This window comes from Dactylosporangium thailandense, assembly GCF_059739745.1.
This window is the reverse complement of the sequence record NZ_AP029195.1, coordinates 2,106,143-2,128,232: the sequence shown is the minus strand read 5'-3', so window position 1 is coordinate 2,128,232 and position 22,090 is coordinate 2,106,143. Positions and strand designations below refer to the sequence as shown.

General features: G+C 71.9%; 18 protein-coding genes. 4 read left to right on the top strand and 14 right to left on the bottom strand.

Annotation, left to right across the window (positions count from 1 at the left end; all coding sequences use genetic code 11):
* Positions 1 to 48 precede the first annotated feature (48 nt).
* Positions 49 to 1,077 carry a radical SAM protein gene (locus AC6JBM_RS09280; RefSeq protein WP_497983181.1) on the top strand — a complete coding sequence of 343 codons (1,029 nt, stop codon included), beginning with the start codon at positions 49 to 51 and terminating at the stop codon, positions 1,075 to 1,077.
* The gene (locus AC6JBM_RS09275) at positions 1,055 to 1,264 is read left to right on the top strand and encodes a radical SAM-modified peptide, FtsH ternary system-associated (protein ID WP_350624081.1); all 210 of its coding nucleotides are present in this window, start codon (positions 1,055 to 1,057) and stop codon (positions 1,262 to 1,264) included. Before AC6JBM_RS09280 ends, AC6JBM_RS09275 begins: the two co-directional genes overlap by 23 nt.
* Before the next feature lie 54 nt (positions 1,265 to 1,318).
* On the opposite strand, the gene AC6JBM_RS09270 is transcribed toward AC6JBM_RS09275, so the two are convergent.
* The 14 genes from AC6JBM_RS09270 to AC6JBM_RS09205 are packed head-to-tail and all read right to left on the bottom strand — an operon-like array spanning position 1,319 to position 20,221.
* Positions 1,319 to 4,669, bottom strand: a complete 3,351-nt coding sequence (locus AC6JBM_RS09270) for a hypothetical protein (protein ID WP_497983180.1) — start codon at positions 4,667 to 4,669, stop codon at positions 1,319 to 1,321.
* Positions 4,669 to 7,965: a WD40 repeat domain-containing protein gene (locus AC6JBM_RS09265; protein WP_497983179.1), complete on the bottom strand. Its 3,297-nt coding sequence runs from the start codon at positions 7,963 to 7,965 to the stop codon at positions 4,669 to 4,671. The genes AC6JBM_RS09270 and AC6JBM_RS09265 overlap by 1 nt, the downstream gene beginning before the upstream one ends.
* Entirely contained in the window at positions 7,962 to 8,651 is a 690-nt protein-coding gene (locus AC6JBM_RS09260) for a hypothetical protein (protein ID WP_497983178.1), read from the bottom strand. The genes AC6JBM_RS09265 and AC6JBM_RS09260 overlap by 4 nt, the downstream gene beginning before the upstream one ends.
* Positions 8,652 to 8,668: 17 nt before the next feature.
* On the bottom strand, positions 8,669 to 10,330 hold the full coding sequence (locus tag AC6JBM_RS09255) for a DUF8588 domain-containing protein (RefSeq protein ID WP_497983177.1): 1,662 nt from the start codon (positions 10,328 to 10,330) through the stop codon (positions 8,669 to 8,671).
* Entirely contained in the window at positions 10,327 to 10,935 is a 609-nt protein-coding gene (locus tag AC6JBM_RS09250) for a hypothetical protein (RefSeq protein WP_497983176.1), read from the bottom strand. The genes AC6JBM_RS09255 and AC6JBM_RS09250 overlap by 4 nt, the downstream gene beginning before the upstream one ends.
* Positions 10,932 to 11,207 carry a hypothetical protein gene (locus AC6JBM_RS09245; RefSeq protein ID WP_497983175.1) on the bottom strand — a complete coding sequence of 92 codons (276 nt, stop codon included), beginning with the start codon at positions 11,205 to 11,207 and terminating at the stop codon, positions 10,932 to 10,934. The genes AC6JBM_RS09250 and AC6JBM_RS09245 overlap by 4 nt, the downstream gene beginning before the upstream one ends.
* A 20-nt stretch (positions 11,208 to 11,227) precedes the next feature.
* The gene (locus AC6JBM_RS09240) at positions 11,228 to 12,001 is read right to left on the bottom strand and encodes a molecular chaperone DnaJ (protein ID WP_497983174.1); all 774 of its coding nucleotides are present in this window, start codon (positions 11,999 to 12,001) and stop codon (positions 11,228 to 11,230) included.
* A 15-nt stretch (positions 12,002 to 12,016) separates the two neighbouring features.
* On the bottom strand, positions 12,017 to 13,177 hold the full coding sequence (locus AC6JBM_RS09235) for an AAA family ATPase (RefSeq protein WP_497983173.1): 1,161 nt from the start codon (positions 13,175 to 13,177) through the stop codon (positions 12,017 to 12,019).
* Positions 13,174 to 15,147: an ATP-binding protein gene (locus tag AC6JBM_RS09230; RefSeq protein ID WP_497983172.1), complete on the bottom strand. Its 1,974-nt coding sequence runs from the start codon at positions 15,145 to 15,147 to the stop codon at positions 13,174 to 13,176. Before AC6JBM_RS09230 ends, AC6JBM_RS09235 begins: the two co-directional genes overlap by 4 nt.
* Positions 15,147 to 16,103: a hypothetical protein gene (locus AC6JBM_RS09225; protein WP_350624061.1), complete on the bottom strand. Its 957-nt coding sequence runs from the start codon at positions 16,101 to 16,103 to the stop codon at positions 15,147 to 15,149. Before AC6JBM_RS09225 ends, AC6JBM_RS09230 begins: the two co-directional genes overlap by 1 nt.
* Positions 16,091 to 17,098 carry a JAB N-terminal domain-containing protein gene (locus AC6JBM_RS09220; RefSeq protein ID WP_497983171.1) on the bottom strand — a complete coding sequence of 336 codons (1,008 nt, stop codon included), beginning with the start codon at positions 17,096 to 17,098 and terminating at the stop codon, positions 16,091 to 16,093. The genes AC6JBM_RS09225 and AC6JBM_RS09220 overlap by 13 nt, the downstream gene beginning before the upstream one ends.
* Positions 17,099 to 17,106: 8 nt before the next feature.
* Positions 17,107 to 18,573, bottom strand: coding sequence for an effector-associated domain EAD1-containing protein (locus tag AC6JBM_RS09215; protein ID WP_497983170.1), 1,467 nt, complete (start codon positions 18,571 to 18,573; stop codon positions 17,107 to 17,109).
* A complete protein-coding gene (locus AC6JBM_RS09210) occupies positions 18,552 to 19,619 on the bottom strand; it encodes a ThiF family adenylyltransferase (protein ID WP_497983169.1) in 1,068 nt (355 codons plus the stop codon). Before AC6JBM_RS09210 ends, AC6JBM_RS09215 begins: the two co-directional genes overlap by 22 nt.
* A complete protein-coding gene (locus tag AC6JBM_RS09205) occupies positions 19,616 to 20,221 on the bottom strand; it encodes a hypothetical protein (protein ID WP_497983168.1) in 606 nt (201 codons plus the stop codon). The genes AC6JBM_RS09210 and AC6JBM_RS09205 overlap by 4 nt, the downstream gene beginning before the upstream one ends.
* A 132-nt stretch (positions 20,222 to 20,353) precedes the next feature.
* Between AC6JBM_RS09205 and AC6JBM_RS09200 the strand changes: the two genes are divergently transcribed.
* Both AC6JBM_RS09200 and AC6JBM_RS09195 read left to right on the top strand, forming a co-directional pair.
* On the top strand, positions 20,354 to 21,304 hold the full coding sequence (locus AC6JBM_RS09200; RefSeq protein WP_497983167.1) for an effector-associated domain EAD1-containing protein: 951 nt from the start codon (positions 20,354 to 20,356) through the stop codon (positions 21,302 to 21,304).
* Positions 21,304 to 22,047 (top strand): SDR family NAD(P)-dependent oxidoreductase, encoded by a 744-nt coding sequence (locus AC6JBM_RS09195; protein WP_497983166.1) that lies wholly within the window; start codon positions 21,304 to 21,306, stop codon positions 22,045 to 22,047. Before AC6JBM_RS09200 ends, AC6JBM_RS09195 begins: the two co-directional genes overlap by 1 nt.
* Positions 22,048 to 22,090 lie beyond the last annotated feature (43 nt).

Sequence of the window (22,090 nt, the reverse complement as noted above, 5' to 3'; positions counted from 1 at the left end):
CGCTCGACGCTGGAGCTGATCTCGGCGTTCGCCCTAGCATGACCGGTGATGAGCGAGTGGACCCCGGCCGTGCTGTCCACGGCCGAAGCGGGACGGCAGCGGTGCGACCTGTGTCCGCACCGATGCCGGCTCGGGCCCGGCCAGGTCGGCTACTGCCAGGTTCGCCGCGGCGCCGAGGCGGGGCTGGAGACGCTCACCTTCGCCAGCTCCGTCGAGCACCTCGACGCGGTCGAGCGTAAGCCGCTGTACCACTGGCATCCGGGCCGCCGCGTGCTGACCCTGGCCGCGCCGGGCTGCTCGTTCCGCTGCGACTACTGCATCAACTTCCGCATCTCGCAGTACGGGCGCCCCGGCGGCCAGGACTGGGACGCCACGCCCGTCGACCCGGCCGCGGCCGCCCGCAAGGTGGCCGAGACCGGTGCGGCGGGCATCGCGCTGTCCTACACCGAGCCCTCGCTGGCCATCGAGCTGACGCTGGCGCTGGCCGCCACCGGCACGCCCGTGGTCTGGAAGAGCAACGGCTACCTGACCCCGGAGGCGCTGGCGCTGGCCGCCCCCGCGGTCGCCGCCCTGAACATCGACCTCAAGGCGGTGCACGACGACGACCACCGCCGCCTCACCGGCGGGGAGGTCGCCCCGGTGCTCGCCGCGATCGCGGGCTTCCGGGCCGCCGGCGCCTGGGTCGAGGTGTCCACGCCGCTCATTCCCGGCTTCAACGACCGCCCGGACCAGGTCGCCGCCATCGCCGCCGCGGTCGCCGCCATCGACCCGGCGATGCCGTGGCACCTGCTGCGGTTCAGCCCGGCGTACCGCATGACCGACCGCAATCCGACCTCCCCGACGGCCCTGGAGGACGCCGCGGCCATCGGGCGCGCCGCGGGCCTGCACTACGTCTACGTGGAGCGGGCGCTCGGCCCGGCCGGCCGGGAGACCCGCTGCCCGGGCTGCGCCGCGGTGGTCGCACGCCGCGACATCTGGTCCGCGGAACCACCTCTGCTGCACGCCGGCCGCTGCCCGGCGTGCCGAACCCGTGTCGCCGGAGTCTGGGGGAACGATGACCGAGCATCGGTACGTTGAGAGCCTGCCCGACCTGATCTCGCCCGACGAGTACGCGGACCACCCGGACGGCGCACTGGTCAGGCTCCGCATCACGGTCACCGGCAACGGTGTCGAGGTGCTCGGTGACGCCATGCGCCCGGAGCACGTCGAGGCGCTGCTGGCCGCCGCCGGGCTCCGCAACATCCAGCAGATGCTCTGCGGCTGAGCCTACCGGCCCTGCCTACCAACTCTGCCTACCGGCTCTGGCTACCGGCTCTGGCTACCGGCCCTCGCCGCCGGTCAGGACCGCGACGACGGCCCGTCCGACGTCGGCGGCCGTCGGGCGCGGCGGCACCCGCACGAGGTAGGACGAAGCGGCGTCCCGCCCGGCGCTCTCGCCGGGCGCATGGGTCGTCACGACGCGCAGCCCGGGCCGCCCCGTGAGCCCGTGGTCCTCCGCGGCGTGCCGCATGGTCAGTACCACGGTCACGGCCATCCCGGCCCCGCTCGCCGTGTGCATCGCCGTGGCCAGGTCGGGCGGCTCGAGCGTCCGGGTCGTCCACAGCGCCATGAGATCCGCGGTCCTCCGCAGCGGCGTGACCTGCCCCGGCCGGTCGAGCGTGACGACGGCCGCTTCCTGCCCCTCCTTGAGCAACAGCTGCGCGATGCCGTGCGCGACGAGCCGCAGGGCGATCTCCATCGGACCGAACGCGGGCGGAGTGTTGTCGAGGACGAGCACCGTCCGCTCCAGCACCAGCCGCGGCTCGCCCTCGTGCAGCCGGTACAGCAGACTTCCGCGCGCCTGTTCGAGCCGGAACAGCTCCGGCGGCAGCGCCAGCTGGGTGCGCAGCAGGTTGCGCGGCTCTCCGCGGCGCCGCAGCCCGACGGTCCCCGCACTGGACCGGGCGGACGCGGCCCGGGCGTCGAGCTGAGCGCTGACCTGCCGCGGAATGTCGGTGATGGCGGCGTGCGCCCGCGGATCGAGCACGGGCAACGCCGCCGCGAGATGCCGGGTGCGCACCGGCAGCGTCGGGTCGGCCTGGACCGCCTCCGGCCCGAGCAGCGCGAGCAGCGTCACCGTCTGCTCGCTCACCTCCTCCGCGGCCGCCACGAGCGCACCGACGGGCACGGTGACCGACCGGTGCGTGGCCGGCGCCGCCCGCAGCGCACCGTCCAGTGCTTGACGCAGCTGCGGCACGGTCGCCTCGGGCGCGGCGAAGGCCGGGTCGAACTCGGCCTGTTCGGCGAGGAGGGCGGCAAAGCCGACGCGAGCGGCGGATGGCCACCCCAGTGCCCGGAGCCGGGCCACGCCACGGTGCTCGGCCAGCATCGCGAGCCGCTCGCCCACGCCGTGGCCGCCGGTCAGCTGCACGAGATCGGCAACGACCGAGAGCGGGGCCGCGATACCCGCGGAGGCGAGCGCGGGCACCCCGTCGACGGCGGCCCGGATTACATGGGGCGCAGCCTGCCGCCGCTCCCCCGCGAACGGCTCATCCCCGACCTCGATGTCAACCGTGGTGAGCATCGCCGCGTCGACGCCGGAATACCCGAACAGGTATCTGCCGTTCCCAATTTCGGCAAAGGCGAGATACTCGGTCGAGTAGGTACTGTGAAGGACCGACGGAGCGAGTTCGGCCAAGCGCTCGCCGGTATCAATGTCCCACAGAATGACCGGACCGACCTGATGGTTTGCAGCCATGTCACGGTGCCCCAGTCCCTGCAGTGAAGCAGCGACGACTATTCCTCCATCGGCGAGCCGGAGCGGGCGAATGGAGCGAATTACGTCGCCAGCTTCTATTGACATGTAACATGCTCCGGAATTCAGGTCCCAAGCTTTTACGGCTCCGTCCAGGCCGCCACTGACTAGCACATCAGAATCACCTCCGGGCGCCACGAACGCAATACTGTAGATTCCCTGCGAATGACCGACGAGCCGGTGCATCAGGCTACCGTCGGCATAATTCCAAACAAAGATTGTCGACTCAGCTCCCGCCGCTGCAATAACCATGCGGCCATCCCTGAGAACCGCTACCGCGATCGAGAACGTAATATTGGTCATGCCCTCGAATCGCCGGATCAACGCATCGGAGTTCGCGTCTCGCGATTCAACTCCATCCTCACCCGGTCCGCCCGATAGAAGAACTTCGGTGCCATCCGGATCGCGTGCCAATCGAGCCACGAAGCTCGGCTCGGCAATATATCGCAAGAATGTTCCGGAAATCGGATCCCAAAGCTGCACCGCCTCCCCGCTCTTCGATACCGCAAGGAGCGCCGACCCGTCCGACCGCACCAGGGTGGACAGATACCATGAAACGCCGCCCGGTATGTCGATCTCGTGCAGACAGTCATGGGTCAATGCGTCCCAAACGCGGACCACATCGCCGCCGGTCATAAGCAACGGCGAAGAACCCGGGCGCTCCATGAATTCCATCGCCCTCGAGTCGCGCCCAGAACGCAGGCTAACCGGGTCGGCTCCGACAGCAACCCGCCTAGGACCGCTACGCGAAGGAGTTTGCTTCGGCCGCGGCCCGGTCAGTTCCCATATCCGCACGGCGCCGGATACATCCCCCGCCGCCAGCAGTAGGCGACCGTCACGAGCCTGACCGATCTCGCTGCTCCAGATCGTTTCCGATGCCGGCACCAGAGTGCGAATCTTCACGCGATCGTGAAAGTCCCAAACACCTATTTCTCCGTCTTCACCAGTAACGACGGCGACTCTCGGGCAGTTTGGCACGATTGTCGCAGCCTCAACGATAGAGCCCACCCAAACAGTGGGCGCCATGACGGCATCCCCCTCAAGCCGCAATACGCTGGAGAAGCCATCCGTGCCGGCAACCAGGATCGCGGACAGGCCATCTGATCCTTGCTCGAGCCTCAGTCGGAATATTTCACCGATCGGAGCCTCCAGGCTATGCCTGACCTGACCCGTTTCACAATCCCACACCCGCACCCGACCTTCTTGATCTCCGGTGACCACGAGCCGAGCGCCACGCTCTGAGATCATATAATCGATCCCCTTCACATCGCCGTGATGCTGGTCGAAAACAAGGCGGAGTTCATTCGACCGCAAATCGAAGACCCTGACCTCGCCAACACAACCGGCAACCAGAGAAAGGCTGCCGTCGGCCATCGAGACAAAGCGCACCGAGCTGGCCTGAGCACGCGACGGAAAGGTCTGAAGCAATTCGCCGGACAGCGCGTCCCATAGCCGCACCGATTCGTCGAACGACGCGGTCGCGAGTAGCACTGAACCATCTTCGGCGGCGTGTAATGCCACGTCGTACACGCCATCGGAATGGCCCTCAAAAAACATTTGACACGATCCCGATTCCGGATCCCAGAGACGCACTGCGCCGCGATGAGAGCCGGTGGCGAGCAGCGATCCCCCGCCGGGAAGACCTACCATCGCGAGTGCGCGAACGCCGGGGCGACCATCACGGCCGCCTTGCGGCTCGAAACTGTCCCGCAGGTTTGCGTCGAGGGTGTGCAGCAAGACCGGATTCAGGTCATCGGCGCTCAGGACCGGCGCGGTCGTGTGAGCCGCCGACAGAGATGACCGGCGGACGGTCGCCGCATGGCTGGCCGCCCACCTCGCCAGCGGGCTCGGTTCGACGCCATCGTGCGTATCCATCAGCGTTCTCCGTCTCCGGTCCCGGCGATCAGCAACTCGGCAATTGCTCGCGCCACGTCCGGCACCGCCGCCCGAGGCGCCAGATGCACGCCATACGGGCCGGACATCGCCGGCCGCGGTCGTTCGCCCGGCGCGTGCGTCGTCGCGACGCGAAGGCTCCGGCTGGGGGCCAGGCGATGGTGACGCGCCACGTGATGCGTGGTGAGCACCACCGTCGCGGCCAGGCCCGCGCTCGCGGCGGTGGCGAGCGCCTCGCGGAGATCCGGCGGGTCGTAGCACCGCGTCGTCCACAGGCCCACGAGATCCTCGGCGCCGCGTAGCGGTGCGAGCCGTGCCGGGCGGTCCAGCGTGACCATCGCAACCTCCTGCCGCGCCCGCAGCACCGCGCCGGCCAGGCCGAATGCCAGCAGCCGCAGCGTGGCCTCGACCGGGCCGAACGTCGGCGGGGTGGTGTCCAGGACGATCACGAGCGGTTCGACGAGGATCTGCGGTTCGCCTTCGTGGAGGCGGTACAACAGGCCGCCGCGCGCCTGGAGCCAGGCGTACAGCCGGGGCGGCAGGGCCAGTTGGCTGCGCAGCAGGTCGCGTTGCGGGCCGTGCCGCCGCAGGCCGACGGTGGCGGAGCCGGCTCGCGCGGAGACCGCGTGCGCATCCAGTTCGGCCTCCACCCGACGCGGAAGGTCGGTGATCGCCGTCGGGGCAACGGACCCGATCTCCGGCAGGTTGTCCGCCTGACGGCGCAGGCGCAGCGGCATCATCGGATCCGCGGCGACGGCCTCCGGCCCGAGCAGGGTGAGGAGCGTGAGCGTCCGGTCGGTCACGGCCTGCGCGCCGGCTATCAGGGCCGCGATCGGCGGGGGTGCGGGGCGTGCGCCGGCCGGCGGGCGCTCCAGCGCGGCGAGCAGTTCGCTCCGGAGCCGCGACAGGTCCGCGCCCGGCGGCGCGGGGCGCACGCTCGGCGGCGCCTCCTCCAGCAGCACCGCGGCGAGCCCCACCCGCGCGGCCAGGGGCCAGTCGAGCGCACGCAACCGCCGGAACCCGGGGTGTCCGACGAGCCCTTCGAGCGCACCGGAACCCTCGCCCGCGCCGATGAGGTGCGCGAGATCCTCGACCAGCCCGAACGCCGCGTCGAGCCCGGCGCCGGCCAGCAGCGCGAACCGCTGGGCCACGACTTCGCGATCGCGGCCTCGGCGCCGCCCGCGCTCATGCTCCGGCGTCGACCCGGCGGCAGGACCGGCCAGCACGGTCACGACCACGTCCTCGCCGCGCGGATGCGATGCCCAGATCGTGCCGTCGTGCCGGACGGAGAGCCCGAACGGTTCCATCGAGTTGTACCGCTGCCATGAGGCTGCCCCGAGGGAATACAGCCGGTCGCCGGTGATCGCGTCGTACAGGAGCGTTTCCTCCAGCGGTCCTGTCAGCAGCAGCGCCCCGCCGTCCGGAAGTGCCGCAAGGCGCAGCGCTCCCTTCGGCTGCCCTTCGAACGCGATACGCACCCGGGTCCCGCGTTCGACGTTCCAGACGCTGATGCCTTCCGCTTCGAACACGCCGAGCAATGATGTGCCGTCGCGCAACTCGCACAACGCGACGGAGCTGACGTTCCTCGCCTCGAATCGCTGCAGTTCCTCACCCGTCGGCAGCTCGTAGAGCACGACGGCATGCTGACCGCCGACGGCCAGCACGGAGGACCCGTCGCTCAGGCGGCCCACCGCAATCGAGAAGACGGTGCCGTTGCCGGAAAACCCTATGTGCGGATCAAGCTCGCGGTTCGCCCCGATTTCGGCGATCCTCCAGCGTGACACGCCGGAGGAAGTGGTGACATAGAGCGAGCCCGCACCATCCGTTTCGGTGACGAAGGATGCGGAATACCCGGTAACGTAGGTTTCTTCGGGACCGACCCTGTGTACGTGCTCACCGGTTACCGGATTCCGGACATACACCGCATTTGCGTTCGCGCTCACGATCACCGCGTCGGAACCGTCCGGCAGGGGCGTGGCCGAGACGCCCAGAAACCAGCCACTTGGTGTGAGCGTGTGCAGCAATCGCGCTTCGTGGTCGAGGTCCCAGATGCGAACGGCGTCGGGGGTACCCGTGGCCAGGAGCAGCGCGTCGTCTCGCCCGTGCAGGAATACCGTTTGCGTCTCGCCGTCGACGTGACCGGGAATGCTGAACTGCCTGAGGACTTCGAGTCGGCGGTCCGCGACGGCATCCTGCTCCGCCGGTTCCAGCAGCGACCAGACGTCGACGGAGCCGTCGATGCGCCCGGCGACGAGCAGCAGCCGGCCGTCGTCGAGTTCCGCGAGGCGGGCCGACCAGTAGGCCTCCGTCGGCCCGTCGACGTGGCGGATGGGCTCGGCGGTGATCGGATCGATGAGGTCGATCCGGCCGTTGTCGCCGACGGCGGCCAGGAACGACGGATTCCGCCGATTGTGGGGGAAGTCGGCTCCGGTCACGAATCCGCCCGAGACGAACCGTTGCAGCCGTTCCCCGGTCTGAGGGTTGAATATCAGAAGATCCGGATCGCGCCCGCCGGTCACCAGCCTGAGCACTCCGTCATCGGTCATGACGAATCGGACGATCCCCGAGGCGTCGACCTCAACCGCACATCGTGGTTGATCGGCCGAGGCGTCCCAGACCTGGGCCTGCATCGAGGAGCCCACGGCGAGCAGGATCGTTCCATCGGCCGCTACGTTCACGTCGACTCGGGACAGGTCGGCCGAACCAGCCTGCAAGGAGCGGACGATGGTGGCGGTGGCCACGTCCCAGAGCTTGGCGTCGCCGTCCTCAGAGACCGTAGCCAGCAGGAGCGCGCCGTCCGCGGCGACCGCGAACCGCGCGTCGGCCACCTCGTCCTCATGCGCTCCGATGGTCCGCAGCGGCGCCCCGGTAGCGGGATCGTGAAGCCGAACGCGTCCCTGCCGATCGCCGAGGGCCACCACCGATCGCCCGTCCGCGGTCGTGATCGCCTCCACGGCGTCGACCCCATGATCGTCCAGCGAGAAGTCGTACTGCTGGTATCCGGTCAGCGGATCCCACATGCGAACCGTGCCGTCGCGGCATCCGGTGACGATGGCAACGCCCGCGTCCGCGGACCGGAGGACGGCCAGCCCGCGCACACCGAAATCCGAGTCCGAGTCTTCTTCGCCCCGGGCCGCCCGGAACGTGTGCAGCAGCCGCGGGGCGAGGTCGGCGACCGAACGCGCGGCCCGGGCCACCCGTGGCCGGGTGGAAACGGTCGCGGCGTGAGCCTCCGCCCAGGCCCGCACCGCGTCGCCCGGATCCGGCGCTGCGCTCATACGGTCGTGGCGAACACGGTCGGGGGCAATTCGCGGCTGCGGTACCACAGCAGCCTCCGCTCGCGCACGGTCGCGCTCACCGAGACCAAAGCCTGCGGCGTCACCCCCACCGGGCATCGCAGCACCAACCGGAACGCGAACACGCCGGCGAGCGGGTTGTGCGTCGTCGCGTAGAGGTGCCAGGCCGGATCGGACGTGAGCAGGTTGTGTGCCCTGATGTGGGGATCGCTGGTGGTGACCGTGCGCTGGCGCACGGCACTGCCCAGCGACACCGAGATCGGCTCCATCTTGAGCTCGGGCGCGAACTTGAAGGTGTCGGTGGCCTTCTGGGCGTCCACGACCCGCTCCGGTGCCATCGACCACGCGACCGGCGGATCGCCCGGGGTGCCCGCCGACGACAGCAGGAGCGTCAGCACCGCCTGCGTGAATGGCGGGTCGTCGGCACCGGTGGTGAGGGAGAGCGCCAGGCGCGCCATGTGGTACGTGTACCGGCTCGCCTCCGCGAGGGCGAACGTGCGCAGCTCGCCCTCGAGCGAGTCCGGCGCGATGGGCACCGCGATCGGGCCGCCGACGCTCACCCGCCCGCCGAGGTCCGCCGCGGCGGGGCCCTCGTCGCCGGGCGCGCGAACCTCGATCTTCTCGAGTTCCATCGTGACCGGGCGCAGGTCCAGGGCCGGCTCATCCATGCTGTCTCCTTCGAGCGTCATCGTTCCCGTTCGGCCGCGCGTTCGTAGAGCTCGCCGGCGCGGTAGGCGTCGCCGCGGCGGCGATGGAGTTCCGCCGCCGTGGGCAGGTCACCGGCGGCTTCGGCCGCGAGCGCCTGCTGCAGGAGCTCCTCCACCGGTATCGGGGTCGCCATGCGGTCCAGGAGACGGCGGAACGGAGTCTGCGGGCGCGGCGCCTGCGGCTGGGGGTCCAGGTCGCGCAGGGCGGCGACCGTGGCGTTGGGCAGCTGCTCCACGATCGGTGGCCCCGCCGAGGCCCAGAGGGTCCACACCGGACGCTGCTCGTCGAGGCGGAACCGCAGGCCGCGGTCGCCGAGCAGGACCACCGCGTGGCCCGGATCGGGTGCGAACAGGCGGCGGCGCGCCGTGGGCGGCAGGTCCGGGTCGAGGCGGCGGCCGCGGCCGATGTAGAGCAGGCCGGGGCCGATACAGGTCAACGGGCGGCCGACGGCGAAGGTCTCCAGCAGGCCGCCCGGGGCGAGCATCAGGTGGGCGTCGGCGCCCGGGACGATCAGGGCGAGCTCGGCCAGCGGGTGGCCCTCCAGGAGCAGGCGCAGCTCGCCGAGTTCGGCATCGTCGAGGAGCAGGGCGTCGCAGCGGCGGTTGGCGGCCGGATCGGCGATCACCCGCACGGTCGGGGACGTCGGGGCCTCGTCGAGCCGAGCGGGGGGTGCCGTCTGGTCGCGCAGCTGAAAGCCGGGCGCGGTCATCACCAGCCCCGTGGCGTCCTCCGCCGGGGCGAGCGGCTCCAGCCACCAGCACCCGAACGCGGCGTCGGCGAGCACCCAGAGCCTGTCCTCGCCGGCCAGGGCGGCCAGGTGCTGGTCCGGCATCGGCGTGGCCCGGCCGTGCTGCAGGAGCAGGTTGCCCTCGCGGCCGCAGGCGCGGGCCACGAGGGTCACCGGCAGGCGGGCGAACGCCTGCAGGAGGGTCGACGCGATCGCACCCTGCGCGGCGGTCAGGTCGAGCCGGACGTTCGCCGGGCTCGCCGCGCTCGCTTCGCCCCAGAGCGGTCGCAGCCGGACCGGCTGGTGCCGGACGTTCAGCCCGGCGTCGAGGGCACGGCGCACGGCGTCGGCGGTCACGGTGCCGGGCAGGATGAGCGTCGACGACTGGGCCGGATGGGATCGGACCGGGTGAAGGCCGGCCGCGCGGACCAGGTCGAGCAGCGGGCACTCCACCAGGGTCGACGGCTCGACCGCGTCAGCCGGCCCGGCCGATGGATGCTGGCCGAAGCCGCGGTCCCGGACGAAGCGGCCCTCGACGAGGACGAACAGCGTGCCGCCCGTGGCGGGGACCACCGAGCGGGCCAGATCGAGCTCGACGCTCGCGTGCAGCCACCACTCGTCGGGACGGGTGTAGGCGCGCACGTCGCCGTCGCGATGTGCGCCGACGAGACGGCCGGCGCAGCCGAGCGCGGCGGTGGCCGTGCCGAAGCGGGCATAGATCTCCGACCGCCGGGGCGCCGGGACCGGCGCCGGTCGGCGCCCGGGCGGCGGCTTGGGCGCGTCGGGCGAGGGGCGCTCGGCGGCCTGCCGGGCCGGCTCGGGGATGCGCTCGATGTCGAGCGCCGGGCGCCGATCACGCCGGGCGGGTGGCGGGTTCTCGGGCGGGTTTCCGCGCCGCCGCCGCCCGGTCACGCGGCCCGCCCGGCGACGGCCGGCTCGGGATCGGGCGGCAGCACGATCGGGGTACCGAACTCCGCGGCGGCCCAGCTGATGAACCGCTGCCGGGCGCCGGGACGCCGACCGCGGACGGCCGCCGCGTGCACGAGCGCGGCCTGATCCATCCGGCCCATGCCCTTGGCGACGCTCGTCGCCCACTCCGTGACGCGCACGTCGCTGACCGGGTCCGGCCCGGCCAGTGCCTCCTGAACGTTCAGCAGCGTGGCGAGGGCGGCGGTGTCGCGGGCTCGCTCGGCGATGTCGCACCGGGCCTCGACCAGCTGCCGCAGCAGGATCGGGGCCGACCAGACCGCCGGTGGCGCCGGTGCGGGTGGCGGAGTGTGGCGGGCGAGGCAGGCGCGGGCGTCCGCCGGGCGGTCCAGGACGTGCACGAGCAGCCAGCCGGCCTGGTGCTGCTCGGTGGCGCGCTCGAACATGGGCACCGCGCTGGCCGGATCGCCGATCTCCAGGTACAGGTCGGCGGCCTGCCGGAAAAGTCCGGCGCGCCCGTAGCAGCGGGCGGCTTCGGCGTGCGCGCCGGCATCCCGGTAGCACTGGGCGGCCTGTTCCCAGAGGCTCACCGGGCGCCGCCCTCCCGCAGCGGAGCCTGCCGTGCCGCCGCCGGCGTCTCCTCGACCGGGGCGGCGATGGTGCGCTCGGGTTCGGGCTCGACGTCCGCGAGCTCCTCGACGACCCGCCCATGGGGGTCGACGACCTCGGCCAGCCTGCGCGCCGCGCGCTCGTGGCGCGCGTCGTGGTCGGCGGTGCGCGGCCCGTCGGGCACGTCCTCGACCTGGAAAACCTCCACCTCGCCGGTCTCCACGCGATACCGGAACTGCACCCTCAGTTGCATGGTCGGTCTCCTCGGTGGTCTCAGACACGCATCGTGAACTGGATGTCGACGACGCCGTCGCGCTCGCTGAACGTCAGCCCCTCGGCGTTGTTCGCGCGCGCGTAGGCGAAGAGCGCCTCGCGAATCGCCTCGCCGAGCGCGCGGTAGAAGATGGTGCGAGCGTGGATGCCCGCGGCCGCGAGCTGCTCCATGGCCTGTGCCCGCAGGGCCTCGGTCCGCTCGGCGATCCGCTGCCGCAGCAGTTCCTCGGCCCGGCGGCGGGCCTCCGCGGTCAGCTGCGGATCGTTGGCCGCCTCGGCCGCGGCGGCCTCGGCCTCGAGCCGCTCGCGCCGTCCGCCGTCGAGCTGCTGCTGGGCGTTGTGCTCGGCGGCGCGCGCGGCGTCGTCCTCGGTGATGCCGCCCCACAGATCGTCGTAGTACGTGCCGGTGCCGGTGGCCGTGAGCGTGCCGTCGAGCCGGCCACGGGCCGTGGCCACCGCCTCCGCCTCGGCGCGCACCTCGTCGGAGAGCCGGACCGTGATCTCCAGCTCCTGTTCGGCGATGTGGTAGGCGAGGTAGCCGTCGTCGAGCGCGAACCGGAACACGTTGCCGTCGCGCTCCCAGCCCTCGGTGCGGTCGAGCACCTCGATGAGGGCGGCGAGGGTCGGGGCGCCGATACTGTCGTCGAGCGCCTCCCGCACGGTGGCCTCGCCCACCGCGGTCGCGGACACCGACGCCAGCCGGCGCATCTCGTGCTCCCACGCCTCGTCCAGCTGCCGGCTGGCCGTGACCTCGACACGTCTGGGGTTGCACATTGGCATGACCTCCGGTCAGTCCTGGAAACGCTGCTGACGTTGCTGAAGCGCCGCGGCCTGCAGGCGCCCGATGGTTTCGAGCAGGTCGGCACGGTCGGGATGGAAGTCGCGCACGTCGGCGAGCCAGCGGCTGAGGCGACGCTGCAGCTCCCGCAGCTCCTCCAGCGACTCGACGCCCTCGATCTCGTTCTCGGTCTTGGTCAGGAGGGCCTGCAGCTCCGCGAGGTCCGTGACCGAGCCCGCCCGTTCGGGCTCGCGCACATCGTGGTCGCGCAGGATCTGGCTGATCGTCTGCTCGTCGCCGGGCAGCGCCCACAGGTGCGCGAGCACGGAGAGGTCCTCGGGCTCGGCCCGCTTGCGTGCGTGCAGCAGGGCAGTGGCCGCGATCGCCTTCTGCGCCTTCACGGCCCGCCGGTCGGAGAACACGACCTCGCCGGCGCGGAAGGCCCGCAGAATCGAGATGAGCTGATACCGTACCGGCTGAAGATCGACGGCGGCGACGGCGTGCTGCAGCCGCTCGAGACTGGCGAGCGGGAAGTCGGGGCGGTCGGGCAGCTCGGCCGGACCCTCCAACGCGGCCTGCTCGTGGGCCCAGCCCAGGTCCAGCACCGTGCCGATCGCCTCCTCGGAGACCGGCCGCACGGTGTACCGGAACAGGAACCGATCGCAGAAGGCGCGCAGCATCGGATCGTCCGGGATGTCGTTGGCCGCGCCGAACAGCGAGATGAGTGGCGCGTCCTCCTGCAGCGGCCCGTTCTGGAAGTGCCGCTCGTTGATCAGCGTCAGCAGCGTGTTGAGAATCGCGCTGCTGCCGTTGAACACCTCGTCCAGGAACGCGATGTGGGCCTTGGGCAGCATGCCCTCGGTGTTCAGCACGAGGTCGCCCTTGTGGAAGCTCGGCACGTGGATGGTGCCGAAGAGCTCGTCGGGCTCGGTGAACTTCGTCAGCAGGTACCGGAAGTACTTCGCCCGCAGCATGGCGCTGAACCGCTCCAGCACGCCGGTCTTCGCGGTGCCCGGAGGGCCGATCAGCAGCACGTGCTCGCGGCACAGGGCGGCGAGCGCAACGATGTCCACCGCGGCGTCACGCTCCACGAAGTGGTCCTTGATGCGCCGCAGCTGCATGTTGAACGCGAGGACGAGCTTGCGTACCTCAGGATCGAGCTCGGTCGTCACGCGCTGGTCTCCAGTTCTGGCTCAGCGGCCGCCTCGGCCGGCGGCACGTAGAGCACCACCGTCACGTCGTCACCGGTGCTCCCGGCAGCGGGGCCCGGACGAACCGGCGGCGGCGCGGCGGTGCTCTGGTCCTTGGTGTGCTCGCCCCGGCGCAGCCGCCCGACAACGGTCCCGAGATCGGCCGGCCGGACCACGCCGTGCGGGTCGTTGAGCAGCTGATGGGCCCGGGCGTCGCGGAAGATCGAGCGGATCTGGTCGCCGTTCATGCCGTGGGTGACATCGCCGATCCGGTCGAGCAGCATCGGCGAGACGTCGATCTCGAAATGGTCGGCGTGCTTCGTGGCGATCTCGCGCCGGGCCTCCGGATTGGGCATGCCGATGGCGATGGGCCGGAAGCGGCTGGGGCGCAGGAGTGCGTCGTCGATGATGTCGAGGCGGTTCGTGGTGCCGATGATCAGCACCGGTACGTCGGGCCGGAACCCGTCCATCTCGGTCAGCAGCTGCGCCACGATCGCGTTGCCGGCCCGGGATCCGCCGTCCTGGCCGCCGGAGCGGCGCCCCGCGATCGAGTCGATCTCGTCGAAGACGATGACGGAGGGGGCGTTGCGACGAGCCTCGGCGAAGATCTCGCGAATCTTGCGTTCGCTCTCGCCGACGTACATGTCGGTCACCTCGGGCCCGGAGACCACGAGGATCGTGGCGTTCATCTTGGTGGCCACCGCCTTGGCGAACAGCGTCTTGCCGGTGCCGGGCGGGCCGAAGAAGATGAACCCCTTCGGCACCAGCTCGGAGCGGTACTTCTTGGGGATCTTGTCGGGCTCGTTCAGCAGCGTGATCGCGGCCACCAGCTCCTCCCGGACCTCCCGGTAGCCGCCGATGTCGTCGAGTGAGACGTTCGGTACCTCGAACGAGCTGGCCGTCGTGCTGGCCTTGAACCGCCGCAGGACGTTGAGCAGATCCTGGAAGTCGCCGCCGCTCGGATGGGCGCGGCCGGCGTAGATCATCGCGTGCCGGAGCCGGACGGCGCTGAGCCCGGCGATGTGCTTGTGCAACTGGATCGCGTCGAACCGGTCGAACCGCTCGGCCTCCGCCCGGGTCACCAGCGCCATGCCGGTCGGCATCGGCTTGCCCGTCTCGGACATGACGTCCTTGGGCAGGATCTCGACGTCGATGCGCACCGCGAAACGGTTCGCCAGCACCTCCGGGATCACCAGCGACGGGTCGACGAAGGCGAGCAGCACGACCTTGCTGCGTTCGTACAGCACATCGATGAGCTCCCGCGCCTCGGCGCCGAGCGTCGCGTCGCTGCCGCCGGCCAGCAGGTCGAGGTGCGCGACGAGGATCATGTCGCGCTTGCCGCAGTCCCGCACCGCCGCCTGCAGCTCGATCAGGATCTGCTGACGGCGGCCGCCGGTCGCGTCGGCCGGACGGCGAGCGGTGGCCGCCTCCGCGGGCACGGTGTACACCTGCCGCCCGCAGCGCCCGGCCACCTCCAGCGCGAGGTGCTCGACCAGCAGCTTCTCGCAGCGAACCAGCACCGAGAGGTCGGCCTGCAGGAACTGCACGGCGTTCTGGATCTCTTCGTCGTAGGCGATCCGGACCGCGGTGGCATCGTCGATGACCTCCGGGTGCCGGTGCTCCGGGCGCGGCGGCTCCCCGGCCGCGGGTGATGTCAGGGCCTCCTCGGTCGCGGCCGGCTCGGCGGCTGCCCCCGCCGGGGCGCTCGCGGCCGGCAGGACGCCCGGCGGCAGGTACACCGCCTGGTCGGGTGCGGCCCGGCCGACCTGGACGCTGAGGTGCACCACCGGCGTGTCGAGCAGCGGCTGCAGCGGCTGCAGGCCCAGGGCCGGCTGCTCGCGCAGCAGCTCGGCGAGCGTGGTGCGGCCGTCGTGCTCGGCCTCGGCGAGCCGGTCGTTGAACGCGTCCGCGTCGCCCATCGGCACCACGGTCACGGTGGTCCGTGCGGCCATCAGCCACCTCCTGGGATCGTCAAGCTGGCTCGGTGCCGGCGGACGAGGTCGAGCACCGGCCGGTACCACGTCCGGTCGAGCAGGATTCGACCGGCGATCGTGGTGCCCGGCGCCGCCGGATCACCCGAGCCGCTGGCGATCCGCTCCTCGATGCGGAGCCCGAGCCCGTGGCGGCGCTGCTCGTCGTCATCGGCACGCAGCATCGGCAGCCAATAGAGCAGCACCGCGACCGTGTGCGGGCTCGGCCGGCCCGTCAGGTCCCGGCGGGCCGCCTCGACGGCGGCGTCCCACCCGGATCGGTGCCAGAGGAACGCCCCGACGTACACGTCGAGCAGCACGGCCGGCCGCTCCTGGCGCAGCTGATCCAGCACCTGGGCCCGCCAGCGCAGCACGAGCGCGTCGGCGCTGGGGGCCGCGCAGGCGCGGACGAGCACGGCGGCGCCGCCCGGACGGGTCAGTAACCGGTTCAACGCGTTGCGGCCCGCGGCGACCCCGTCCGGCGCGGCGGGACGGTGCAGCACCATCGTCAGCGGCGATGCGGTGAGCAGCTTCTCCACGAGCTCGGGCGCGGCACCGCCCGCGGGCGGCTCGGCGCTCATCGCCGGCCCGGCGACGGCGTGCCGGGCCACGCACTCGGCCCAGCCGGCATCGCGGCGGGTGAGCCGGACCGGTGGTACCGCGTCCAGCAGCCGCCCGCTGAGCTCGGGCTGTGCTCGGCCCCCGATGGCGGCGGCCAGCATCAGCGCCGCCGGGCTCGCCCCACCGGCGTCGCCCAGGGGTGGCTCGCCCGCGCCGATGCGCGCGGACGCGGCGCCGGTCGCCCAGCGCAGCGTGTGCACGGTCACGGGATCCGGTGCGCCGAGCGCGGCCAGACCGGTGAGCGTGCCGGTCGGCGGCGGCCCGTCGGGCTCGGCCGACCATCGCAGCACCCGGCGAGCGGTCGTCAGGGCGTCCACGACGCCCCCGGGTGGTAGACGGCGGGCTGCATCGCCTTGCCGTTCCAGGTGTAGGCGCGCAGCACGCGCTTGCCCGTCTCGTCGATGTTGATGAGCGCGGCGAGGTGCCACGCACGACGAAACGTGCTGGCGTGCAGGTCGACATCGATCGACGAGAGGCCGATGCCCTTCGTCGCCGGGAAGAGATGGGTGTGGTACCAGCCGACCAGCCGCACGTCGCCACCCGTCCGCGCCACCATCTCGTTGATGCGCAGGAAGCTCTCGCCGGTGAAGGTGAAGTGCAGCAGGGAGGCACCGGTGCGCTCGGCGGGAATGGCCGAGGTGACCTGCACCAGCTGGCCGCCGCCGACGCGGTCGCGCAGGAGCCGGCCGACGAGGAACCCGCCCTCCTCGACCTCGTTCGACAACGGCATGTCGTGCAGCATCAGCGGCTCGACCGGGGCGGCCAGCACGGCGGTGACCGCCCCGGGCTCGGCCTTGACGGCCGGCTCGACGCCGAGCTGGTCGAGATCGGCCAGCGGCGGTTCGGGATCGGGCAGCTCCTCGATGTGCAGCACGCGCGGGCCGGTCCGGCGCGTGTCGACATCGACCGCGCCGTGCAGGCGCGGTGCGGGCCGCTCCATGGTGATCGCCTCGAGCCCCGGGCCGGAGACGCCGAAGCCCCACTGCCGCTCGTCGGGGTGCTGAGCGGCGAGCAGCCGCTGCAGCGGGCGGCCGATGACCTCGCGGACCGAGTGCGGATGACGGTAGATGAGCCGGCCGTTGCGGACGATCTGCACGGTCACATAGCCATGGCCGGAGCGCAGGTTCACGAGCGCCGGCTCGCCGCTCAGCTCGTGCAGGTCGGTGATGGGGTGGAAGTTCAGGATGAACGTGACGTCGCGCAGCGGCTGGCCGAGCGCGGACTCGAAGACCGGCACGAGGATCGAGAGCAGATCAATCCGGCTGTCCCGCACGTAGTCGTCGGTGCGGTACAGGTCAATCCCGAGACTCATTGCCGGCCTCAGCCGATTCGCTGCATCGTCGTGCGGAACACGGTCGGCAGTTCCCGCCGCACCGGGATGACCGGCGAGCCGCCCATGGCTTCGATCTCCTCCTGGTGGTAAACGGCCCACATCGCGGCGTCCGGGTCGTAGAAGTTGACCCGTGGCACGGTTGTGTCGTCCGGCGCCGCGTCGAGGCCGAACACGTCGTAGTTGCGGTAGGCGGCGATGTCGAGGATGACGCGGCAGATCTCGCCGAAGTCCTTCGCCGGATACCACGAGTCGGCGAGCTGGCCGAGACACACCAGGCCGCGCGGCGCGCCCGGTGCGGCGGTGCGTTCGCAGTCGTACGTCGGAAACACGTTCGGGTGGTAGTACGGCGTGAGCCAGAAGACCTTCGGCGCCGTCGCCGGAAAGCCGGGCACGAGCAGGATGCGGACCCGGTGCCGTTCGACGGTCGTCGGCGTTCCCCCCGGTTCCGGCGGCGGCCCGAAGCTGCGCTGGTTGAAGGCGAGGTCGTAGCGCGTGGGCAGGAAGTCGGTGTCGGCGCGCACCTCGATGCCGTGGGAGCGCCCGAATCCGACGATCTGACGACGCACCCGGCCCAGTGCCGCCTCGCGGTCGTCCGGACCGGAACTGCCGGCCCGGCTCTCGAAGCCGATCTGCAGGCGTGCGCCGTCCTGGATATTGGCATCGGCGAGGGTCTGCTCGGGGTTGAGCCGCTGCTGCTCGCCGTCTTCCCCGACGTTGTTGATGACCGTGCCGCGCGTCGCGACCGCCGGGTCCTTCCCCGTGTACCCGCTCGCCACCACCTCGCTGGCGAGCGTCGTGAGCGAGACGGCGGCCGGCGTGTCCTGCAGCCGGAAGCGACTGCCGTCGGGGCCCTGGACGACGAGATCGCGCAGCAGGTAGTGGGCGCCCTCCGGACCGGCCACGGTCCACGGCAGCTGCGAACGCTCCAGCTGCGACCGGACGTACGTCACGTCGGAGGACGAGACCGTGTAGGCGACAACGTGCTCGGTGGCCAGCTCCATCTGAGGATTCAGCCCGAGCGCGGTGAGCTCGGCGGCGGCCTGCTGCGCGGTCTGGGGATCGCGTGTCGAGAAGAAGACGTGGCAGGTTCGCGCGGTTTCGGGGGGCTCCTCGCTGATGTAGCGCTGGTAGAGCCGGTAGAACCCCTCATTGCCCTGATAGAGCCGGGTGGCCCGCGACAACAGGCGACGGTAGCCCTGCTCCACCAACCCGGGATCCAGCCGCGCGAAGATGCCCTCCCACCAATCGATGGCGGACCCCTCGGCCGGCCAGCCGGGCAGCATCGCGGCAGGGTACTGGATGGCGGTGAGCAGGCGCCGTGACGATGGCAGGTCGCTGAACGCACCGGCGATGAGATCCAGCAGGTCGGCGCGATCCTCGGGGTCGAGGCGGATGTCAGGCCGCGGACGCTCCGGCTCGGAGCCTTGACCTGCTAACTGGCCAGTCGTAACCAACGGTACCCTCCATCGGGCTCCCGGACCGAGATGAACTCTGCCGGCGCGACGCCGATGGCTGCCAGCGTTGCGTCCGGCGGCGCCACCCGGATGCGCTGGGTCACGTCCGGCCTGACCGGCCGGCCGCAGTGGGGACAGTCGATGACATCGGCGGCGGGTGCGTCGATGGTGTAGTCGCCGCCGCAGTGGTAGCAGCTGCCCGGAACGGGAAACATCCCCCGGGCGAGCGGCTCGGCGCCGGCGGGAAGCGCGGCGAGCAGCGTGGCGACCGTCGCCGCGCTGCCGACCGCGACCCGATCGGCGACGATGGGCGTGCCGTGGAAGGGGCAGGAAGGGTCGCGGCGGGCGGCGAAGGGCTGGGTCCGCCCGGTGAGCGTGGCGATCTCCAGGAACCGCCAGTCGACTTCGTGGCCGAGCATCAGCCGGACCGCGGCGACCGTCATCCAGCCGGCCACCAGCGTCGTCGTGATGATGGACGCGCCGTACGGACTCGCGCCGCACCGTTCGGCGTCATCGTTCTCGGCGCGTTCCTGGGCGGTGAGCGTGCAGCCGTAACAGGACTCCTCGGGGCTGAGCCGCAGCCGGACCTCGCCGCCCCACGGGTTCGTGCCACCGTCCACGAGGAGTGCGCCGGCGTCGGCGCATCGCGCGAGCAGCGTCATCCGGGCATGGCGGGAGTCGAGGCACCCGAGCACGACGGCGGCGTCGGCGAGCTCGCCGACGCCGACCCCGGCGGTCAGCTCCGCGTTGCGCGCCTCGACCGCGACGTCCGGAGCGAGCCGCCGCAGCCTCCGGGCGGCGACATCGGCCTTCGCCGAGCCCACGTCGCCCGGCTCGAACAGCACCGTCCGGCTGAGGTTCGACGCGGCGACGACGTCCCGGTCGCACAGCACCAGCCGGCCGACGCCGAGCAGCGCGAGATTCTTGGCGACCTCGTTGCCGAGCGCGCCGACGCCGGCCAGCACGGCGGTCGATCGGCGCAGGCGGGCCTGGTCCCAGCCCGGAATGAGGCCGTGCCGGGCATGGCGGTCCTCGTCGCCGCTCACGCGGAGCCCGTCGGCGCCGGGGCCGTCAGCCGCCGCTGCGTGACCGGGCAGACCTCCAGCACGCCGGTGGGCCGCCACTTCTCCCAGCAGACCAGGCCGCGGCCGGGATCGCGGTGCACGGCGTAGTGGCACTCGGGCGCCTGCGGGTGGCACGGGCACACGACGACGAGCTCGCCCGGCCGGAACGAGTGGGCGCAGTGCAGGCAGACCTGGCGGGCCAGGCCGCCCAGCGGCGGCTCGAGCAGGGCAGCGTCCTCGTCGGCGGCGATGACCGGCATGTTGCCCGCGACCCGCCAGGTGTCGTCGATCCCGTCGAGGAACGCCTTGAGGTCATCGACGTCGGTCGCCGACGGCGGCGTGGGACGGCCCTCCGATCCGGTCCAGCAGCCCAGGACCGGGTCGAGATGCCGGACCCGGCCCGTCGCACGCTCGAAGCGGACCCGGTCGCCGACACGGAACGTGTGCCCGCAGGTGGTGCAGGTATGTGGATGCCACCACGAGGTCTCCTGGATGAATCGCTCGACGACGTCCGCGCCGACCGGCTCCCGCTGGGGGTCCATGGCGGCGTGCATCGCGGCGTCGAATTCGCCGACGTCATCCATGTGCGTTTGTGTATCACGGCCGTCGCACTGCGTCGTATCCTCAATACCGATGGTCTTCTCGGCCCTCCTGAACCCGGTTTTGACCGAATGCCTGAACCGTTCCGGCAACCGAGCCCGGCTAGGGTGACCGCGATGCGTGACGACCCGCCCCAGGCCGATCTCCCGCTGACTCCCGAGAGCCGGGCCGAGCTGCTGGAGCTCATCGCCGCCGCGTTCACCGACCTCGGCTCGTCCCGCCGGCTGCTGTCGGTGATCGGGTTTCCCGCCGCGATGCTGCCCGGCTGGCCGGCCGCGACGTCCGCCCTCGCATGGTGGGACGGCATCTTCACGAGCCTCGACAGCGGACTGGTGCCCGAGGGCTACCGGCGCCTGCTGCTCCGGGCGCGGCGCGAACGGCCGGGCAACGTCGCGCTGCACGCCCTGCAGGGCCGGCTCGAGGGCTCCCGGCCGGAGCCGGCGCAACCCCGGGTCCGCCGGATCCTCCTGCTCGGCGCCAGCCCGACCATCGGGGCCGGCGGCGATCCGATCGGCGGCCTCGACCCGCAGGCCGAGTTCCACGCCGTCGCCGCCGCGGTGCGCCCCGCGATCGAGGTGGACTACCGGCCGTACGCCGGGGTCGACGACATCCGCGGCATGCTCGGCGAGGCCACGGACGTGCTGCATCTGGCCTGCCACGGCAGCGGCGCCATGCTCACGTTCCACGACGATGCCGCGCCGGGGGCCGCCGCCCGCCGCCCGGCCCGGGTCATCCACGCGGCGGACCTCGCCGCGGTGCTGCTGGCCTACGAACACGCGCCGCGGGGGCACCGCCTGCACGGCATCATGCTCAACGCCTGCCGGAGCCTGGCCGCCGCCGCGGCGCTGCGGCCCTGCGCCGACGTCGTGGTCGCGCACGAGGCCGAGCTCCCGGACGAGGCGGCGCCGATCGTCGCCGGGGCCGTGTACCGGGCGCTGCGCGGCGTCGGGCGCCTCGACGCGGCCGCGCACGTGGCGAGGGCGGAGCTGCCGTGGCTCGACACGCGGCACGGCGAGCTCGTGGCCCGGGGCATGCGCGTCCTTCCGCCCGCTACGATGTCGGCCTGATGAGAATTCTGGTCACCGGGTCGACGGACGGCATCGGGCTGCAGACGGCCCGCACCCTGCAGGAGCTCGGGCACGACGTGGTCTTCCACGCCCGCAGCGAGCAACGCGCCGCGGCGCTCGACGGTTCGCCGGAGGTGCTCGTCGGCGACCTCGCGGACCTGGAGCAGACCCGCGCGATTGGCCGGGCGGCCGGCGCGTTCGACGTGGTGATCCACAACGCCGGGATCGGCGGGCAGGACGAGCGCCGCGAGACCGGCGACGGGATCGAGCGCATCTTCCAGGTCAACGTGCTCGCGCCCTACGTGCTCACCGCGCTCATGCCCCGTCCCCGGCGCATCGTGTACCTCACCAGCGGCCTCGAGTCCGTGGGCGTGGCCGACCTCGAGGACCTGCAGTACGAGCGCAAGCCGTGGCACGGGATGCAGGCGTACAGCGACTCCAAGCTGCACGACGTGGCCCTCGCGTTCGCGGTCGCCCGGCGGTGGCCCGAGGTCTGCTCCAACGCCGTCGACCCCGGCTGGATCCGCACGAAGCTCGGCGGCCCCAACGCGACCGACGACCTGCCCGAGGGCGCCGAGACGCAGGTGTGGCTGGCCACCGGGGACGGCGACGCGCTCGTCACCGGGCGATACTTCAAGCGCCGCCAGGACCTCAAGCCCAACGCGGCCGCGCGGGACGTGCGCTACCAGGACGGGCTGCTCGCCGCGTGCGCCCGGCTGAGCGGCGTGGAACTGCCCGGCTAGTGCTCTGACCGGATACTATGAGCGTCGCTCGTTGGCTGATCAT

Excerpts from the sequence above, each read along its gene's own strand:
- AC6JBM_RS09280 (WP_497983181.1), top strand. The coding sequence starts at position 49 with ATGAGCGAGTGGACCCCGGCCGTGCTGTCCACGGCCGAAGCGGGACGG.
- AC6JBM_RS09275 (WP_350624081.1), top strand. The coding sequence starts at position 1,055 with ATGACCGAGCATCGGTACGTTGAGAGCCTGCCCGACCTGATCTCGCCC.
- AC6JBM_RS09270 (WP_497983180.1), bottom strand. The coding sequence starts at position 4,669 with ATGGATACGCACGATGGCGTCGAACCGAGCCCGCTGGCGAGGTGGGCG.
- AC6JBM_RS09265 (WP_497983179.1), bottom strand. The coding sequence starts at position 7,965 with ATGAGCGCAGCGCCGGATCCGGGCGACGCGGTGCGGGCCTGGGCGGAG.
- AC6JBM_RS09260 (WP_497983178.1), bottom strand. The coding sequence starts at position 8,651 with ATGGATGAGCCGGCCCTGGACCTGCGCCCGGTCACGATGGAACTCGAG.
- AC6JBM_RS09245 (WP_497983175.1), bottom strand. The coding sequence starts at position 11,207 with ATGCAACTGAGGGTGCAGTTCCGGTATCGCGTGGAGACCGGCGAGGTG.
- AC6JBM_RS09240 (WP_497983174.1), bottom strand. The coding sequence starts at position 12,001 with ATGTGCAACCCCAGACGTGTCGAGGTCACGGCCAGCCGGCAGCTGGAC.
- AC6JBM_RS09230 (WP_497983172.1), bottom strand. The coding sequence starts at position 15,147 with ATGGCCGCACGGACCACCGTGACCGTGGTGCCGATGGGCGACGCGGAC.
- AC6JBM_RS09220 (WP_497983171.1), bottom strand. The coding sequence starts at position 17,098 with ATGAGTCTCGGGATTGACCTGTACCGCACCGACGACTACGTGCGGGAC.
- AC6JBM_RS09205 (WP_497983168.1), bottom strand. The coding sequence starts at position 20,221 with ATGGATGACGTCGGCGAATTCGACGCCGCGATGCACGCCGCCATGGAC.
- AC6JBM_RS09200 (WP_497983167.1), top strand. The coding sequence starts at position 20,354 with ATGCGTGACGACCCGCCCCAGGCCGATCTCCCGCTGACTCCCGAGAGC.
- AC6JBM_RS09195 (WP_497983166.1), top strand. The coding sequence starts at position 21,304 with ATGAGAATTCTGGTCACCGGGTCGACGGACGGCATCGGGCTGCAGACG.